At 35.9% G+C, this 16,803-nt stretch carries 16 protein-coding genes; 12 read left to right on the forward strand and 4 right to left on the reverse strand.

The window, feature by feature from the left end; translation table 11 throughout:
- Positions 1–8: 8 nt before the first annotated feature.
- The 3 genes from H3R33_RS05455 to tgt all read left to right on the forward strand — a co-directional run bounded on the left by H3R33_RS05455 (position 9) and on the right by tgt (position 4,148).
- Positions 9–1,424, forward strand: a complete 1,416-nt coding sequence (locus H3R33_RS05455; RefSeq protein WP_198184768.1) for a glycosyltransferase family 39 protein — start codon at positions 9–11, stop codon at positions 1,422–1,424.
- 87 nt (positions 1,425–1,511) lie between these two features.
- Positions 1,512–2,564: a tRNA preQ1(34) S-adenosylmethionine ribosyltransferase-isomerase QueA gene (queA, locus tag H3R33_RS05460; RefSeq protein ID WP_198184767.1), complete on the forward strand. Its 1,053-nt coding sequence runs from the start codon at positions 1,512–1,514 to the stop codon at positions 2,562–2,564.
- Between the two features lie 441 nt (positions 2,565–3,005).
- Entirely contained in the window at positions 3,006–4,148 is a 1,143-nt protein-coding gene (gene tgt, locus H3R33_RS05465) for a tRNA guanosine(34) transglycosylase Tgt (protein ID WP_110438705.1), read from the forward strand.
- Between the two features lie 69 nt (positions 4,149–4,217).
- Here the strand turns inward: tgt and H3R33_RS05470 are convergent, their stop codons facing one another.
- The 3 genes from H3R33_RS05470 to pdxS form a co-directional block, all read right to left on the reverse strand.
- A complete protein-coding gene (locus H3R33_RS05470) occupies positions 4,218–5,855 on the reverse strand; it encodes an AAA family ATPase (RefSeq protein WP_198184766.1) in 1,638 nt (545 codons plus the stop codon).
- A gap of 189 nt (positions 5,856–6,044) precedes the next feature.
- Complete coding sequence (gene pdxT, locus H3R33_RS05475) at positions 6,045–6,620, reverse strand: pyridoxal 5'-phosphate synthase glutaminase subunit PdxT (protein ID WP_122123283.1); 576 nt, start codon at positions 6,618–6,620, stop codon at positions 6,045–6,047.
- A 79-nt stretch (positions 6,621–6,699) separates the two neighbouring features.
- Entirely contained in the window at positions 6,700–7,587 is an 888-nt protein-coding gene (gene pdxS, locus H3R33_RS05480) for a pyridoxal 5'-phosphate synthase lyase subunit PdxS (RefSeq protein ID WP_122123282.1), read from the reverse strand.
- 395 nt (positions 7,588–7,982) lie between these two features.
- Here pdxS and H3R33_RS05485 point away from each other — a divergent pair, with 395 nt between their 5' ends.
- The 3 genes from H3R33_RS05485 to H3R33_RS09220 all read left to right on the forward strand — a co-directional run bounded on the left by H3R33_RS05485 (position 7,983) and on the right by H3R33_RS09220 (position 10,373).
- Positions 7,983–9,413 (forward strand): PLP-dependent aminotransferase family protein, encoded by a 1,431-nt coding sequence (locus H3R33_RS05485; protein WP_198184765.1) that lies wholly within the window; start codon positions 7,983–7,985, stop codon positions 9,411–9,413.
- A 60-nt stretch (positions 9,414–9,473) separates the two neighbouring features.
- The gene (locus tag H3R33_RS05490; RefSeq protein WP_198184764.1) at positions 9,474–9,848 is read left to right on the forward strand and encodes a VOC family protein; all 375 of its coding nucleotides are present in this window, start codon (positions 9,474–9,476) and stop codon (positions 9,846–9,848) included.
- A gap of 210 nt (positions 9,849–10,058) precedes the next feature.
- Positions 10,059–10,373: a TM2 domain-containing protein gene (locus H3R33_RS09220; protein ID WP_155566530.1), complete on the forward strand. Its 315-nt coding sequence runs from the start codon at positions 10,059–10,061 to the stop codon at positions 10,371–10,373.
- Here the strand turns inward: H3R33_RS09220 and H3R33_RS05500 are convergent, their stop codons facing one another.
- Positions 10,374–11,618, reverse strand: a complete 1,245-nt coding sequence (locus H3R33_RS05500; RefSeq protein WP_198184763.1) for an NAD(P)/FAD-dependent oxidoreductase — start codon at positions 11,616–11,618, stop codon at positions 10,374–10,376. It abuts the gene before it with no gap.
- Between the two features lie 370 nt (positions 11,619–11,988).
- Here H3R33_RS05500 and queG point away from each other — a divergent pair, with 370 nt between their 5' ends.
- The 6 genes from queG to bluB all read left to right on the forward strand — a co-directional run bounded on the left by queG (position 11,989) and on the right by bluB (position 16,772).
- Positions 11,989–13,047 (forward strand): tRNA epoxyqueuosine(34) reductase QueG, encoded by a 1,059-nt coding sequence (queG, locus tag H3R33_RS05505; protein ID WP_198184762.1) that lies wholly within the window; start codon positions 11,989–11,991, stop codon positions 13,045–13,047.
- Between the two features lie 20 nt (positions 13,048–13,067).
- On the forward strand, positions 13,068–13,292 hold the full coding sequence (locus H3R33_RS05510) for a ribbon-helix-helix domain-containing protein (protein ID WP_122123276.1): 225 nt from the start codon (positions 13,068–13,070) through the stop codon (positions 13,290–13,292).
- Positions 13,293–13,461: 169 nt separating this feature from the next.
- A complete protein-coding gene (locus H3R33_RS05515) occupies positions 13,462–14,292 on the forward strand; it encodes a TerB family tellurite resistance protein (RefSeq protein ID WP_110438695.1) in 831 nt (276 codons plus the stop codon).
- A gap of 282 nt (positions 14,293–14,574) precedes the next feature.
- The gene (locus tag H3R33_RS05520; protein ID WP_155566526.1) at positions 14,575–15,396 is read left to right on the forward strand and encodes a VacJ family lipoprotein; all 822 of its coding nucleotides are present in this window, start codon (positions 14,575–14,577) and stop codon (positions 15,394–15,396) included.
- 15 nt (positions 15,397–15,411) lie between these two features.
- Positions 15,412–16,074, forward strand: a complete 663-nt coding sequence (locus H3R33_RS05525) for a phospholipid-binding protein MlaC (RefSeq protein ID WP_110438693.1) — start codon at positions 15,412–15,414, stop codon at positions 16,072–16,074.
- A gap of 59 nt (positions 16,075–16,133) precedes the next feature.
- Positions 16,134–16,772, forward strand: a complete 639-nt coding sequence (gene bluB / locus H3R33_RS05530) for a 5,6-dimethylbenzimidazole synthase (protein ID WP_198184761.1) — start codon at positions 16,134–16,136, stop codon at positions 16,770–16,772.
- The last annotated feature ends 31 nt before the right edge of the window (positions 16,773–16,803 follow it).

Consider the following 16,803-nt stretch of genomic DNA (forward strand, 5'->3'; position numbering starts at 1 on the left):
GAATAATTATGTTTTTATTAACAAGAAAAAATTTTTTTATTATTCTATTGTTTGTACTTCTTGCAGTTTTCTATTGCACCCTTTTCTATCATATAAATCTTACCCATTTCGATAGCTGGGACGAAAGCCGTCATGCAGTCAGTTCAATTGAAATGAATATCAATAAAAACTGGATTATCAACACATGGATGAATAAAACTGATATGTGGAATTTAAAACCCATACTCAGCTTTTTACCAACTTGTATTATCATTTCTTTATTTGGGAAATCCATTTTAACAGTACGATTATTTTCAATAGTCTCAACAATACTGCTTTGCAGTATTGTCTGTTATTACACATATAAAAAATATAATATAATCAGCTCCATTCTTTTTTTATCCCTAATATTTACTGCATCCCTGATAATCAAAACCCACGGTTTCCGTTCTGGAGACGCGGATGCTTTTTATATATTTTGCCAAGTTATGGTTGTAATTGCCCTAGCAAGTAAAAATGATACCCGACATATTACACTTGCGGCTTTTTTTTCTGCCTTGGCTTTTTTAACAAAAAGCTGGCATGCTCTTTTTATGGCTATTCCCTATTTTATTGCTTACGTTTATTTATTCAAAAACAAACAGCTTTCAATAAAATCATTTACCTTTCCCATAATCATTTTTTTTTCACCTATTTTAATCTGGCTAGCATTACGTTATCCCTATGACAAGTTCGATTTTATCAAGGAAATGTACTGCTATGACCTTATAGCCAGAGCCTCTGACCGTATTACAGGTCATTACCATTCCATCTGGTATTTTTTTAATCAGCTTGTGGATCATTTTAGTCTGATCACCATAATTTTCATTTTCGCCTTGATTTATTCTTTTTCATTTAGAAAATGGAAAATGTTTTCATATGATATTTTAATTATTCTTTCTGCAATCCTGTCAAGTTTTCTGATCTTCAGTCTCGCCAAAACAAGACTGGCCCATTACAGTTATACCCATATAATTTTGATCTGTATCATCAGTGCCATTTTAATTGGGCGTGATGTTAATTATTATACAAAATTACTAACCTTATTATTAGCAATCATTGCATTAATCTATAATATGAGTAACTTGCATCAATTTTCGAAAAATAAGTTACCTGCCTATTATGGCAAATTACAAAAAAACGCTTTTCCTCTAACCAGCGCCATTTTCACGCCACATGAGATAACACAGGCGGAAAGATTATCCTTTATGGTTATGGGTAATTTTAATAATGATACGATTAAACAAGGGAAACCAGTAAAGAATTCATTGGCTTATTATCGCGTTGGAGCAAAAGATAATCCCGATGTGACAGGATGCCGTATTTTAACTGAAGAAAAAACATTAAATGATATACGTTATGAAGACGATACAGTTCGTTTGTACACTTGCCAAGAAAACCAATAATTCTTATCTCTTGATCTTTCTAACCGATATATACATTTAATAAATGTATATTCTCAACATTTTTTAATGACTCAACCATAATAATCCATGACTGATCTTACTGCAGATTTTGATTTCAAGCTTCCTGAACATTGCATTGCCCAGCATCCGGCTCGTCCCAAAGAGGCTGCCAAACTTCTTTACATTCCATCAAAATCGGGAAAATTTCAGGATAAAACAATACGGGATTTACCCTGTTATTTTCAAAAAGGTGATATCTTGATTGCCAATGATACAAAGGTCATTCCCGCCAAATTATTCGCACAAAGGGGTATGGCTCACATTGGCATTACACTTGATCGACCGATGGGAGATGGTACTTGGCATGTATTGATCAAAAACAGTAAACGTTTAAAGGAACAAGACCGCCTTGATTTTCCAGATAAAAAATGTTTTGCCACAGTGGTAAAACTTGAAACAGGTGGTGGTGCGTTTATCCGTTTTAATCTTGAGGGTAATGAATTTGATAAATGGCTTAATACATCTGGCCAATTGGCGCTACCTCCCTATATTCGTCGTCCCTATGGACCAACTGAAAGGGATGAGCTGGATTATTACACAATATTTTCACAAAATCCTGGTGCAGTTGCCGCTCCTACAGCCGGATTGCATTTTACAGAAGAATTATTAATCCAGCTTGATCATAAAGGTGTTGAACGGCTGGCCCTTACTCTACATGTGGGTGCTGGAACATTTTTACCAGTGCGAAGTGAAAACATCAATGATCACCATATGCATGCAGAATATGGCGTGCTCAGTCCAGAAAACGCTGAACGATTGAATCAAGCTAAAGTTGAAAAAAGACGTATTATCGCGGTGGGAACAACAACCTTGCGATTATTGGAAAGTGCAATTGATCGACAAGGAATATTTCACCCTTTTCAACAGGAAACATCCATTTTTATACGTCCAGGTCATCAATTCAGATCCATCGATATCTTGATGACTAATTTTCATTTACCCAGATCCACATTATTTATGCTGGTTTGCGCTTTTGGTGGAACAGAAAAAATGCGTCAAGCCTATGAACATGCTATTCGAAACAATTATCGTTTTTATTCTTACGGGGATGCATGTATTATTGAAAAAGAATTTTTATAATAAACAAAGTATTTTAATTTCTTGAGTTATAACAACCCTGTCATTTTAAATAAATGAAACATTTTCAGGTTTCATGCAAGATAAATTATCATAGGGATTTTTCTGGGAGAAATTAAGAAACTGATTCTGTTTTTTCTGGATAGAACCAACAACAGCCATATCTTCTGCAATACTTTGATTTATTACTGAATGAATATTAACTATATTAAATACCTATCTCTAATTACAATATTTATCAATTATAATGTTAAAATATTCAGGTTTTTCGAAAATTTGTAAGAATATCAAAGAATATAATCATTTTATTAATGATCACTATCCCCCAGATTATGATAAATTTTCAATATCCATGATAATTAGATAATTTTTTAATCTTCCTTTTCATAGAATAAATTTATATAACATCAATAAATTGACCTTTTTTAATTTGACACACCAATCATGACATCGTTAAAATTCCATTGGACACAACAAGCTCAAGATCATAAAGCCCGTGCGGGAATATTACATACCGCTCATGGCGACGTAATCACACCAACCTTCATGCCTGTAGGAACAGTGGGAACAGTCAAAGCCATGACCATGGATGCTGTCCGTTCAACCGGAGCGGGAATAGTATTGGGAAACACCTATCATCTGATGCTTCGTCCAGGGGCGGAACTGATTCATGAACTGGGTGGATTACACAAATTTATGGATTGGTCTGGACCTATTTTAACGGATTCTGGCGGGTTTCAGGTGATGTCTCTGGGGGCCTTACGTAAACTGAACGAGGAAGGTGTTACCTTTCGTTCTCATATTGACGGATCCACATATAAATTGACACCAGAATCCTCGACGGATATTCAATATCTGCTTGATGCCACCATAACCATGTGTTTTGATGAATGTCCTGCACTTCCAGCCAGTCATGATACCATTGCCAGCTCAATGCGTATGTCGATGCGTTGGGCGGAACGGTCAAGAAAACGCTTCAAGACAAGACCTGGTTATGCTCAATTCGGCATTGTTCAGGGAGGTATTGAACCCGATTTAAGGATTGAAAGCGCGGAGGCATTAAACAAAATAGGATTTGAAGGTTATGCAATTGGCGGACTTGCTGTTGGTGAACCCCAAGAACAAATGTTTGAAACCCTTGATGTGACTGTTCCCTATCTTCCATCAGACAAACCTCGTTATCTAATGGGTGTGGGAACGCCACAGGATATGTTGGGATCAGTTATGCGGGGGATTGACATGTTCGATTGTGTCATGCCAACAAGAGCGGGAAGAACCGGTCGTGCCTATACAAGCCGTGGAACACTTAATATGAAAAACGCCTGTCACATTCATGATCGGCGACCTATTGATCCAGAATGTGATTGCCTCGCCTGTTCAAAACACAGTCGTGCCTATATCCATCATCTTTTCCGCAGCAAGGAAATCCTTGGAGCAATGTTGCTAACCTGGCATAATCTTGCCTATTACCAAAGACTAATGCGAACTATACATCAGGCTATCTTGGATCAAAATTTAGAAGAAAAAGCGACAGAATTGCATAATGACTGGAATAAAGGCGATTGGAAACTGGATGAATGGAATTGATTATAACTTCAATAATATAAACTAAAAATATTGCTTAAAGTTTTGTCTTGATACCCCTTGAAGACAAAATTATTGTTTAGATGAAGCACATTCCAAAATAGGTTCAATAATATCCCGCTTCATTTCTTTATAAAGTTTAGTATCAGGAGTAATAAGGGGACACATCGTATCTCTCATAAAGGTAATGTGATCATTTCCACATCTGCTCAAATTTAATAATTCCTTCAACCCGATATAAATTTGACCCGAAGCACTTTTTAAATCATCCTCTGCATGTTTACGTGATACACTGTTTTTTATGGCCTTTTCTTTACCGGCTAAAGCTTCGGACAATAATTCGATTTTATTATGTTTCTCTAACAATTTTGTAATCAATTCATCATCCCAGAGATAATTTTCTATAGCACGACGACCAATTGTGAAAATTTCTTTTTTCTGAAATTCTTTAACTTCTTCATCACTGTAATCATCACGGTCAATTAAACGTAGCACTTTACTTTGTTGCTCCAAAACCGAAGAAAGCATTCTAAATTCCCGGCTCTTTTTTTTCAGATCATTGCATGACCCTCCCGAGATAAAAGTTATATGAGGATACTGGTTTTGGAAAATCCAAGTATAAATTTTCGCATCAAAATTAAAGCGTTTTTTACCCTCTAAACTCCCTTCACACATGACAATAATTTCGGGAGCCAATTTTGTTTCCAAACCATCCAAAGCAACCGACATGAATTTCTGCCATACCACCCGATCAATCGGCGAAGGCCTTAACGTAACCGCTTGATCAAAATCATGCTGGTCAAAATCAAGAAAAGCGACACTGCCTGGATTTTTAAGGGAAAGTTCTTTAGCCTTCATCATGACACCAAGTGAATGTGTCGTAATCCACAATTGCCCTTCACCTTCAATAAGCTTATACATCTCTTCAATCACTTTACCCTGTAAATTGGTATGAATATGCACTTCAGGCTCGTCAATAAGAAATAAAGCACCTTGATATTCATCAAGATTAATAATTAGGTCTAATAATAAATCAAAGGCGGCTTTTTCCCCACTGGACAGGTTTTTATAATTATAATGATCTATAATTCCTTTTTTGAAGTAAAAGGTACCCTCTTCTAATGGTGCTTTAATATTATTTAATATCAAATCACTAAATACATTTTGCACTGATTGTTGAAGTTTACCAATTAGTTCTTCTCTTAATTTTTTGATTGTTTTACTGTCATTGTCTTCTTCATATAACCTATCAATTGTTCTTTTCATGATTTTTTGGTAATTCAACTTAACACGTTGGTCATTTTCAATAAATGCCAAAGTATTATTGCCACAACTAGCTTCAAGAGTATTAACGGAAAAACCAGGGTCGTTACGGTATGCTGTCCTAAAATAAAATTTCGATTTATTACCATTTTGGTGTAAATATATTTCAATTTTACATATATCAAGATAATATTCAGAATGATTATCTATCTGTTCTATCATTGCCCTCTGTTTAAGAAAATACTCTTTTTGAGCTGAACTATTCATTTGATGAATTTTTTGTGAAAAATTCGATGACTGCCAATAATTAAATGCCTCAAACACTGATGATTTTCCACAACCATTCGGCCCTACCAAAACAACCATTTTGGCAGTTTCTGGAATCCCCTCAATTTTCAAGTCAGTAAAACGCTTGAAATTCCTGATTTGAACGTTTTTAATTTTCATTATCAAATACCTTAATATAAATATTTCAAATAAATAAACTATTTTATTAAAATTTAAAATGATAAATAAGTGAAACGTTTTATTTAAAAATTATCTTTTTGCAAATAAAAAAACCAGCAATCACTACATCATGCTGGCTTTTTTGTTCATTGGAAAGAAAACAAAGGAACGGTTAGCTTATAAATTTCATCAACTGTCAATCTTGGATATAAAATAATCCATAACCTGATTGTTTTCTGTCAATTCGGGATGAAAAGAACAAACTAGAATATTGCACTGTTCCGCCATAACGATTTTTTTATCATATACCGCCAGGACATTTACATTTTCACCAACTGAAGCAATATAGGGGGCGCGAATAAAAACGGAAGGAATATTTTTTCCTATATTCCCTATATCTAAATCAACTTCAAAACTGTCAATCTGACGACCGAAACCATTACGTGTTACGGCAATGTCGATCAAATTTAAAGGTTTTAATTTCTCTCCACCATCTGTAATAGAGGAACCACACAAAATTAGGCCTGCACAAGTACCAAAAACCGGATTTTTTCTTGCAAAATCACGTATTGGTTCATAAAGTCCAACTTCTTGTATCAAACGGCTGATTGCTGTTGATTCACCACCAGGTATAATCAATCCCTTCACCCGCTTAAGATCTTCTGCTGTTTTAATCTCAATTCCCAAAGCACCCAATCCCTGCAACTGGGCAATATGCTCACTCACTGCTCCTTGTAACGCAAGAACCCCAATTTTTTTATGCATAATGGTTCATATATACCTTTTTGATCAACATTATAAAAATTCCATAAAGGGGAAATTTAAATTTCCCCCTTCCCAAAATCTAGTGGGACCGTTCTTGCATTCGTTCATCCATTGATAATTTGCTCATTTCAATACCCTTCATTGGCACACCCAACCCCTTGGATAATTCGGCGATCAATCTGTAATCTTCATAATGAGTTGTTGCCTGAACAATTGCACGGGCAAATTTTTCGGGATTTTCTGATTTGAAGATACCGGATCCAACAAAAACGCCATCAGCACCCAATGACATCATCAAGGCCGCATCCGCAGGTGTTGCCACACCGCCCGCAGCAAAATTTACAACAGGTAATTTGCCAAGCTGTTTAACCTGTTTAACCAATTCATAAGGTGCACCAAGATCACGTGCATATACCATCAATTCATCGTCTTTCAATCCCATTACATGATGAATTTGTGACTGAACCTTGCGCATATGACGTACAGCTTCAACAATATTACCTGTGCCCGGTTCCCCCTTGGTTCTTAACATAGAGGCACCTTCACCGATACGGCGCAACGCTTCACCTAAATCACGGCATCCACAAACAAAAGGCACTGTATATTCACTTTTCAGCAAATGATATTCATCATCTGCAGGTGTAAGAACCTCGCTTTCATCAATATAATCAACACCCATCGCTTCAAGTACGCGAGCTTCGGCAATGTGACCAATCCGGGCTTTTGCCATTACAGGAATAGTCACCGCTTTCATAACAGCCTCGACAATAGTTGGATCAGCCATACGAGCCACCCCTCCAGCAGCACGGATATCAGAAGGAACCCGTTCCAGAGCCATCACGGCAACTGCACCCGCTGCTTCTGCTACCTTTGCCTGTTCTGCATTCACAACATCCATAATGACCCCACCTTTTTGCATTTGGGCCATACCACGTTTTACTCTTTCAGATCCTACTTTTTTATTCATTAATATATTCTCCGGTTTAAATTAAGATTATCATGCATAAACATTCAGGGAATTAAAACATCCAATTGGTATGATTCAAACCCATCCAATTTATATGTAATCTTTAAATTTATAAACTCACTTGAGAAGTACTATGACTAATAAGCAATGCCGGATCAACTGGAATTATAAATTTGACAAAAAGTTTCCCGTTTGTAGAAGGGATAATAGAAAGATCGTTCGATGCCTTTACAATAAATACAATCGGCAATTTTGAAAGGGATATGCTTTATAACCAAAAACCTAGCTTGATAATATCCAGCAATGGAAATAATTCCACATTTCTTATAAAAAAATAATATAGTAAAAAAAATATTAATATTATATCATGACTCTGTATTCAGGGTTTGATCATCATGTGGACTTTGTCTTCCTCTTCCAATAAACCGTTATATCAACAACTTATTCATCTTATTCAGCAAGCCATTATCAATGGCACCCTGGGTCCTGGTGAACGATTGCCTTCTGAAAGGCAGTTGAGCCATCTCCTGAACATCAATCGTTCAACTGTTATCCGTGCATTGAACGAATTGACAGACCGAAAATTATTAATTCGAAAAATAGGCAGTGGATCTTATGTAAATCCGCTCAAACATGAAATAAATCTTTATCCATCAATGAATTGGTATCCTGTCAAATCGGTATATACCCAATATCAGCGAGATCCCTATCAAATTCATATACAAGAATTACGTAAAAAGGCTCAGGAAAAGCATATCAACCTTATTGATATGGCAACTGGTGATCTTGCACCTTCCCTTTTACCAAAAATTGATCCTACCGATTTACCCTGGCAACATGTTCTATCGTTAGAACAAGATGATGAAACTACGCTTCTAGGTCTTTATTCCTTTCGCCAGGCCGTTCAATATCATATGAAAAAACGTATAGGTATATCAGTTGACCTATCCGAAATTCTAATTACAACTGGAACTCAGCAGGCCCTTTTTTTATTGACTCAAACCTTGTTAGGACCAGGCGATCATATTGCGGTAGAAACCCCTTCCTCTTTTTTCCGACTTCCCATTTTTCAAGCTTCCGGTTTACGTGTTCATCCTGCTGCACTGGATCAAAATGGGGTGAACCCAGAAATACTCCAGAAATTGATTCGTAAACATCCCGTAAAAATGATTTTTTTAAATCCAGTTTTTCAAAATCCAACCGGTTCAATCCTTTCATCTTTTCGTAAAAAAGAAATCCTACGGCTTTGTCATGATAATCAAATTCCTCTTATTGAAGATGATGCATATAGCCTACTTTCATTTGATGAGAATACTGATTGTAGATCTATCAAAATGTATGACAAATACAAACAGGTTATATATCTTGGTTCTTTATCTAAATATATTGGTAAAGCAACCCGTGTTGGTTGGATTATAGCCCCCCGTCCCATTATCCATCAGCTTGCCAATGTTAGACGTCAAATCGAGGGTGGAATAAGTGTTTTACCACAATTACTTGCCCAGTATTATTTAACCCATCAAATGGATAATCATTTCAATTTTTTACAGAAAAAACTTTCGAAAAAAGCAAAGAATCTATGTCATTGGTTGGATCAAAATTACCAATCTCTGTTCCAATTTCAACCTCCAAAAGGTGGACTTTATCTCTATTCAAAATGTCCTCCAGACAAAAATAAGGAATTGTCCACCCTTTTACAGGAATGGTTAAAACAAAAAATAATTATTGCAAAGGGTGAAGAGTTTGGAGGGTCTCAAGGAGAGATACGATTTAATTTCTCTCATTTTTCTTCAAAAACAATCAAAAAATTAAAAAATTCATTGTGAAAAGGCAATATCAATTCTAACCTATTTATACAAATCAAGTAATTTTATAAGGAAATAAATATGTTATTCAGTCACATCTGCGTCGGCACCAACAATATAGAAAAAGCAAAGAAATTCTATGATGCTATTTTCAAGGTTATGAATCTTTCCGATTCAGGATTTGATAAAAAGGGGCGCCCTTTTTATGCGAAGGATGGTCAAAAACTGATTATTTGCAAGCCAATCAACGGACAGGCTGCAACTTATTCCAATGGTGGAACTATCGGATTTCAAATGAACTCTCCCGAACAGGTCAATCAATTCCATGCCGCAGGAATAGCCAATGGTGGTATGTCAATTGAGGACCCTCCAGGTTTACGCAAAGGAACAAATAAATATCTGGCTTATCTTCGTGATCCTGATGGAAACAAACTTTGCGCTTTTTATGAAGAATAGAATAGTTTCTTGAATGATTCAAAGTTTGTTACATATTATTTACAATCAATGTTCAATAATAATGAACATTGATCAAACATAAATCAATAATTTATTTATATTTTTAACAAACAGTTAATAGTACATTCCCATATCCCAATATATTTAAAATCAAGATATTTAAACTATATAATACATTGATCATTAATTTTTAATGGAAGCTAATCATCAATGTTCAATAACAATTTAACTTTAAAGGAATGTAAAAGATTAATAAGTCTGGTAACCAATTTAAATGTTAGAAACCGATCATTTGTAATCGCTATGATCCTTTGGTTTTTTTTGGGTTTCTTCGGGGTGCATCGTATCTATATAAACAAATTTTTTACCGGTATCCTGATGGCTTTCCTTATGGTTTTAGGATTAGTTACAAAAATAGTCCTGATAGGTTATGTTTTTTGCGGAATTGTCTGGCTGTGGTGGATATATGATTTATTTATGCTCTTAATACAAACAAGCAAACCCAAAACCTTTTATCGAGCCTAACTATATTGACAGCTTTCTGAATTTATCTGCCAAAATTGCACTGATTGCACGTCTCAAACCCAATATTCTGATTTGATGTGACCGATACAAATATAAATGTGCAATTTTTGCAACCCACCCTCTTATTGCAATATGATGACCAAAAACACCAAAAGATTGATAACGTCCAACGCTGACAAGTGAACCATAATCTTTATAATCAAAAAGGTTGACCGAAGCAGGATCTTGAATCAGTTTTAAAAAATTACGACTTAAATAGTAGGCCTGTTGCGTAGCCACCTGTGAGGTTGGTGGTAAAGAGTTATCTTGAACAGAAGAGCAATCTCCCATTGCAAATACATAGGGAAACCCAACGACTTGTAATCGTGGGGTCACAACAATCTGGGATCGTTTGGAATATTCGACACCATCAATTTCCTGCAATAAATTATCACCTTTTATTCCGGTTGTCCAAGCAACCTGATCTGCAGGAATTACAGCACCATTTTCAAGATATACGTGATCCTTGGTTACTTCCTTTACGCGCGCTGATAACAAAGTATTTATGCCAATTTTATTCATGGTCACTTTGACAGCATTACCAATTTCTTTCTCAAAAGTGGGTAAGATCTGATCCCCCGATTGCACAACTGTCAAATGCAAATAATCGGTAAAATCATACCCAACATACTGTGAAGACTGTTTAAGCTGATAGATAATTTCACCGCTTAACTCAACTCCAGTCGCTCCGGCCCCAACAATGACAACATGATGCTTTTCCTTCAAAATTGCAGCTTGTATTATAAAATTCCTTAAATCATTGTAAAAATCAAGGGCATGATCCAGATCATCAATTGGATAGGCATATTCTTTTACACCTTTAGTGTTAAAATCATTGGTTTTACTGCCCATTGAAATAACCAAATAATCAAATTCAATATTCCGTTCCGGAAGTATTTCTTTGTTGGTTTTGTCATATAATGCGTCTAAAGTGATTTTTCTCTGTTTCAAGTCAATTTTTGAAACATTTCCAGGATTAAAGATATAACCATCACGTTTGGCCTGTGTAAGAAAGTTAATCCCCTGTTCATTGGGTTTCGCACTTCCTGCAGCAAATGTATGCAGCATCGGTTTCCAAATATGATATTCGCTTTTATCAATTAACATTAATTCATATTGTTCAGATTTCAATAAAGAGGATAATCGGGTCACGAATTCCATTCCTGCAATTCCACCTCCTAATACAACAATACGTTTTTTCTGCATTTTTACTTGCCCCTTTACGTGATATTAATTGAATACTTATAAAGTTTATGATTTAAAAAAAACCGTACAATTGTTTAATTGATAAACTGAATTTTTATTTGAATTATTACTTTTCTTAAAACAACAACTTATTATTTGTTCTTTAAATTATGACGTTACAATTTTTAAATAATTAGGTCAATTGCAAATAAAACTATAATCATGACCTATTTCTATATTTATTTACGTGACAATAAAAATCATATCTCTGGATATTTTTCATTTTAAGAATGTTTTTTACACTTAAAGAAAACTTGTTTGAATATACAAACCTATTCTATAAAATAGATAATCTGAATTACAATTGATGTAGTTATATATTCATATCTTCATGCTACCTAAAAACTTTTCCAAACTTATACAAAAAAAAGCGATTGAATTGGGATTTGATCAATGTGGCATTTGTGAAGCATCTCTTCCACCAGAAAAAGCGGCTTTGCTTAAGGAGTTTGTTTCTCTCAAACGACATGGAACCATGCAGTGGTTGGAAGATCGTCTATATTATCGTTCCAGTCCCCACCATTTATGGCCAGAAGTGAAAACGGCAATTGTCTTGGGAGTAAATTATGGTCCCCGGGAAAATCCCCTGGAAAATCTTAAACATCCTGAATATGCAAATATATCTGTTTACGCCCGTAATCGGGACTATCATGATATAATCAAGGGATGGCTGAAACATTTAGCCCAATTTATATTAAAAGAGACAAAATATTATTCAAATAATGAACAGGTTAAGGTTTTTGTCGATACGGCACCCATCATGGAAAAACCTCTCGCGCAAAAGGCAGGTTTAGGTTGGCAGGGAAAACATACAAATCTGGTTTCCCGTCAATTTGGCAGTTGGCTTTTTTTAGGTGAGATATTGACCACCCTTCATATTCCCCCTCTACCTGCAAGCAAATCACATTGTGGTTCCTGTAAAAAATGCTTGGTTTCCTGTCCAACTCAAGCTTTTCCCGAGCCTTTTAAACTGGATGCAAAACGCTGTATTTCGTATCTCACTATAGAATATGCCGGCAGTATCCCCATCGAATTTCGTAAGGCTATGCATAATCGAATTTACGGTTGTGATGATTGTCTGGCTGTCTGTCCATGGAATAGTTTCGCCAGCCAAAGTCGTCACATCAAGTTACAGGCTCGAACCGAACTTGTTTCACCCCCACTTGCAAAATTTCTTCAATTCAATGAGGAAGATTTCAGAAGTTTTTTCACTGGATCTCCTGTAAAGCGTATTGGTCATTTACGATTTATCAGGAATATCCTGATTGCAGCAGGTAATTCAAATATAGAAAATCTTTTACCACTAATAATAAATTGGAAAAATCATGATAATGCTATTATCAAGGAAACAGCCCAATGGGCATTTGATCAATTTATAATATCCGTATAATTGCAAGCCAATCAAAAATCATGTCACGACATTATTTAAAAAAACGCAGTTTTCAAATTTCTGGCCATCGCACAAGCATCGCTCTGGAACAGGACTTTTGGAATATTTTAGATCAAATGGCGGTATCAAAAAATCTTACCCTGCTTCATTTGATTACTGAAATTGATGCAAAACGGTGTGCAAATCATCCGCTATCCTCTATGCTAAGATTAACAGCGTTACATTATATATTAAAAAATATATAATTATTTGATTTTTCCAACTTTTTTCAATAAAAATCATTGACTGTAATTAAATAAATAAATTATCCCTCATATTACAGATAATATATGCCACGAAAACTTTTAAAATAAATTTGCCTTTTAACAAAAGAATAATAGAATGAAGCGAGTTTAATTCTATTATATTAATTCAATGCCTGTTTTTGGAAAAATTTTTGGAACAATCGCCGGCTTCGCAACAAGTGGTCCTCTTGGAGCATTACTAGGTGCTGCCATTGGTCATGCTGCGGATAAAAACAAGCTGTTGAATCCACCTTTGGGAGGATGGGTTGAACAATGGAAACATAAGATCTCTCCCGATCTTGTGGGTGCCAGCACCTATATTGCTGTGCAAATGGCCTCAAATGCCGGTAAAAAAGAGCAAGTTATGGCATTATGTCTCATCATTTTATCTGCCAAGCTTGCCAAATGTGATGGTCCGGTCAACCGAAGTGAGGTTGATTATTTTAAACATCATCTTCATATTCCACCACAGCAAGAAAAGCAAATAGGTATGCTTTTTGATCGGGCCCGTTCAAGAGTTGATGATTATCCAAAATTTGCAAAAATTCTTAAACATAATTTCCAAGAGGAAAAAGGCAAACTTGAAAATGTTTTTATCCTTCTATATATGCTGGCCCGTTCTGATTTAAAAAAATCGGAACCTCTTCATCCGCTTGAAGAAAAATATTTGCGACATATCCAGCATATATTCGGTCTCTCAGAACGAGTATGGGATTATGCAGCCCAAGGAGGCAGTCCCCGTTCTGTTTCTGACGAACCTGATGCATACGTAATACTTGGGGTTGATCCTAAAACGGATACCGAAACTATCCGCAACCGTTGGCGTGAACTTGTTCGTATCTATCATCCTGACCTTATTGCAGCAAAAGGGGGAAATCCACAGGAAATTGAAAAGGCAAACCAAAAAATCGTAAAAATTAATGCTGCATGGGATTATATTAAACATAATCGTGGAATTTAATTTCAACAATTTTCTATATAATCGTTTGGATCAGATTTTTAATTTTGAGACATGAGCATAACATAAAAGATCTTTCGTTATTTGTTGTTTTATTACCACAATCAGATCTTTCATGTCTCAATTTTAATTAATACAAATTCTTTTTTCTGTTGTTTAATGATGAATCTGCTATGTTCTGAATTGTTATTGCCTAAATTGTTATGATTATTTATTTAATTCATTTAAATTGTATGATCAAAATTTAAAATTGTTATAACGAATTAAAAGTTAACAAAGGTTGCCATGAATTTCACCCTATTTTCTTTCTTTAATTTTCCAAAATCATCCGAACTGAAAAAAAAGAATTTTTTATTACCTTGCTTAACTTTTCTGGGCTGTCTTGGCATTTTTCTGAATGGATGCAGTAATCCGCCACCAAAAGATCCTGAAGCCTTGGCTGAATATAAACATAATAATGACAAATATGAGCCAACCAATCGTAAAATGTACAATTTTACAATGAAAATGGATAAATATACGTTGAAACCTGTAGCCAAAGCGTATGTATGGGCGGTGCCGAAAGTAGTTCGAAAATCACTCAGCAATATGATACGCACCATGGATGAACCCGTTGTCTTTTTCTCAGATGTCGGGGCAGGTAAATCAAGACGCGCTGGAGATGCTTTTGCCCGTTGGTGTATAAACATGGTGGCCGGAATTGGAGGATTAATAGATGTAGCCGAAATGGCTGGATATAAACATCATGACACCACCCCCGGTATGACTCTGGCCAGTTGGGGCGTAAAATCAGGTCCCTATCTATTCGTTCCCTTCATGGGACCAACCTCTCTACGTGAAGGTGGGGGATCCATCATTGCGGTTGGTCTGTCACCATGGAATTATGTTCCCAGAGGATATGGCTTGATAACTTTTAACTGGGCATATAATATTTTAGGTGTAATAAGTTCGAGGGCTGATTATCTTGATGCAATGAATCAATTGCAACAGGATTCTTTGGATCCTTACGCAACCATCCGAAGTGCCTATCAACAACAGCAAGATGCTGAAATCAAAGCACTTATCGAGGATCATAGAGCAACTGTCCCTGCATGGTATGTTAAATAATTTAGGAGCTATATTTTGAAAATTCATCCCTGTAAAATCTTTTTTCCTGCACTTGCGATTAGCGGTATTCTCCTTGCCGGGAACGTTGTTTCAAAACAAGCGATTTTCCCTCTTATAACCCAAGTTCATGCTTCAGAAGCCACCTATTCCGACAATCAGTTGAAAGAGTGGCTGCGATCCACCGGGAATGAAATGGTTGCCATTGTAAATGCAGATTATTCGAAGACTGAACAAAAAGAAAAATTTCTGCCTATTTTGAATAAATATGTTGATGTCGATGGTATCGCGAAATTCTGTCTGGGGCGTTTTTGGAGAGTCGCCACTTCAGACCAGCAACAAGAATATACCCAGCTTTTTCATCAGGTACTCGTTAATTCAATTACCAATCGGCTTGGAGAATATAAAGGGGTTTCATTTACCATTGGCGAAATTACGTCAACAGAGGGAAACAAAAAATCCATTCAGACTACCTTGAAACGTCCAAAACAGCCAGATGTCGTCATTCAGTGGATTATTGAAATTAAAAATGGCTCCCCAATGGTTGTTGATATTATTGGTGAAAATGCATCACTTGCCGTAACTCAAAGAGGAGATTACACATCTTTTATTGCACGTCATCAAAATGATGTATCCGCTTTGATTGCAGCCTTAAAACGCCAACTTCAAAACCACTCCTAAATTAAATTGACCATCATAAAATATTTTATGATGGCATAATAATTATCCTGCCAGTAATCATGATTAAAGAGCGTTTTTCAGATCATTTTATAAATGAACTTGAACAGCTGTTCACTTGGCGAAGGGATGTCAGGCATTTTAAACCAGATCCTATACCTGACGAAATAATGGATCAATTATTGTCTTTTGCATGTAAGGCACCTTCTGTTGGATTGAGTGAACCTTGGTATTTTATCAAAATTAACAGGCCCGAATTGCGACAGAAAATCCATAATGTTTTTAAAAAAAATAATTTAGAGGCAAGCCGTGATTACAGTTCCGATAACCAAAAGCTTTACAATTCTCTAAAACTATCCGGAATGGATGACGCTCCACATCATATTGCTGTTTTTTCCGAACGCAATCCCGATCAGGGTAAAGGCCTGGGACGCAAGACAATGCCGCAAACCACCGCTTACTCAACTGTTATGGCCATATATAGCTTCTGGTTAGCTGCCAGAGCCTATGGTATAGGCGTTGGATGGGTTTCCATCATAACACCGACGGATATACATCAAATTCTTGAAATACCGGAAACCCTTGAATTTATCGCTTACCTCTGTGTTGGATATCCACAAACGATCCGGGATAAACCAGAGCTTGAAGAAAAAGGTTGGGAAAAGCGTAATTCACAAAAAAATAAATGGATTATCAAATAGCAATTCAAGATTAAGAATTTCGTGGCATTTT

Origin of the sequence: Commensalibacter sp. B14384M2 (assembly GCF_016101865.1) — a bacterium.
Lineage (GTDB): Bacteria > Pseudomonadota > Alphaproteobacteria > Acetobacterales > Acetobacteraceae > Commensalibacter > Commensalibacter melissae.

Bases quoted from the DNA above. Each gene is read 5' to 3' on its own strand.
- H3R33_RS05500 (WP_198184763.1), bottom strand. From the start codon at position 11,618: ATGCAGAAAAAACGTATTGTTGTATTAGGAGGTGGAATTGCAGGAATG.
- H3R33_RS05510 (WP_122123276.1), top strand. From the start codon at position 13,068: ATGTCACGACATTATTTAAAAAAACGCAGTTTTCAAATTTCTGGCCAT.
- H3R33_RS05455 (WP_198184768.1), top strand. From the start codon at position 9: ATGTTTTTATTAACAAGAAAAAATTTTTTTATTATTCTATTGTTTGTA.
- H3R33_RS05470 (WP_198184766.1), bottom strand. From the start codon at position 5,855: ATGAAAATTAAAAACGTTCAAATCAGGAATTTCAAGCGTTTTACTGAC.
- H3R33_RS05490 (WP_198184764.1), top strand. From the start codon at position 9,474: ATGTTATTCAGTCACATCTGCGTCGGCACCAACAATATAGAAAAAGCA.
- pdxT (WP_122123283.1), bottom strand. From the start codon at position 6,620: ATGCATAAAAAAATTGGGGTTCTTGCGTTACAAGGAGCAGTGAGTGAG.
- bluB (WP_198184761.1), top strand. From the start codon at position 16,134: ATGATTAAAGAGCGTTTTTCAGATCATTTTATAAATGAACTTGAACAG.
- H3R33_RS05520 (WP_155566526.1), top strand. From the start codon at position 14,575: ATGAATTTCACCCTATTTTCTTTCTTTAATTTTCCAAAATCATCCGAA.
- H3R33_RS09220 (WP_155566530.1), top strand. From the start codon at position 10,059: ATGTTCAATAACAATTTAACTTTAAAGGAATGTAAAAGATTAATAAGT.
- tgt (WP_110438705.1), top strand. From the start codon at position 3,006: ATGACATCGTTAAAATTCCATTGGACACAACAAGCTCAAGATCATAAA.
- queA (WP_198184767.1), top strand. From the start codon at position 1,512: ATGACTGATCTTACTGCAGATTTTGATTTCAAGCTTCCTGAACATTGC.
- pdxS (WP_122123282.1), bottom strand. From the start codon at position 7,587: ATGAATAAAAAAGTAGGATCTGAAAGAGTAAAACGTGGTATGGCCCAA.
- H3R33_RS05515 (WP_110438695.1), top strand. From the start codon at position 13,462: ATGCCTGTTTTTGGAAAAATTTTTGGAACAATCGCCGGCTTCGCAACA.
- H3R33_RS05485 (WP_198184765.1), top strand. From the start codon at position 7,983: ATGTGGACTTTGTCTTCCTCTTCCAATAAACCGTTATATCAACAACTT.
- queG (WP_198184762.1), top strand. From the start codon at position 11,989: ATGCTACCTAAAAACTTTTCCAAACTTATACAAAAAAAAGCGATTGAA.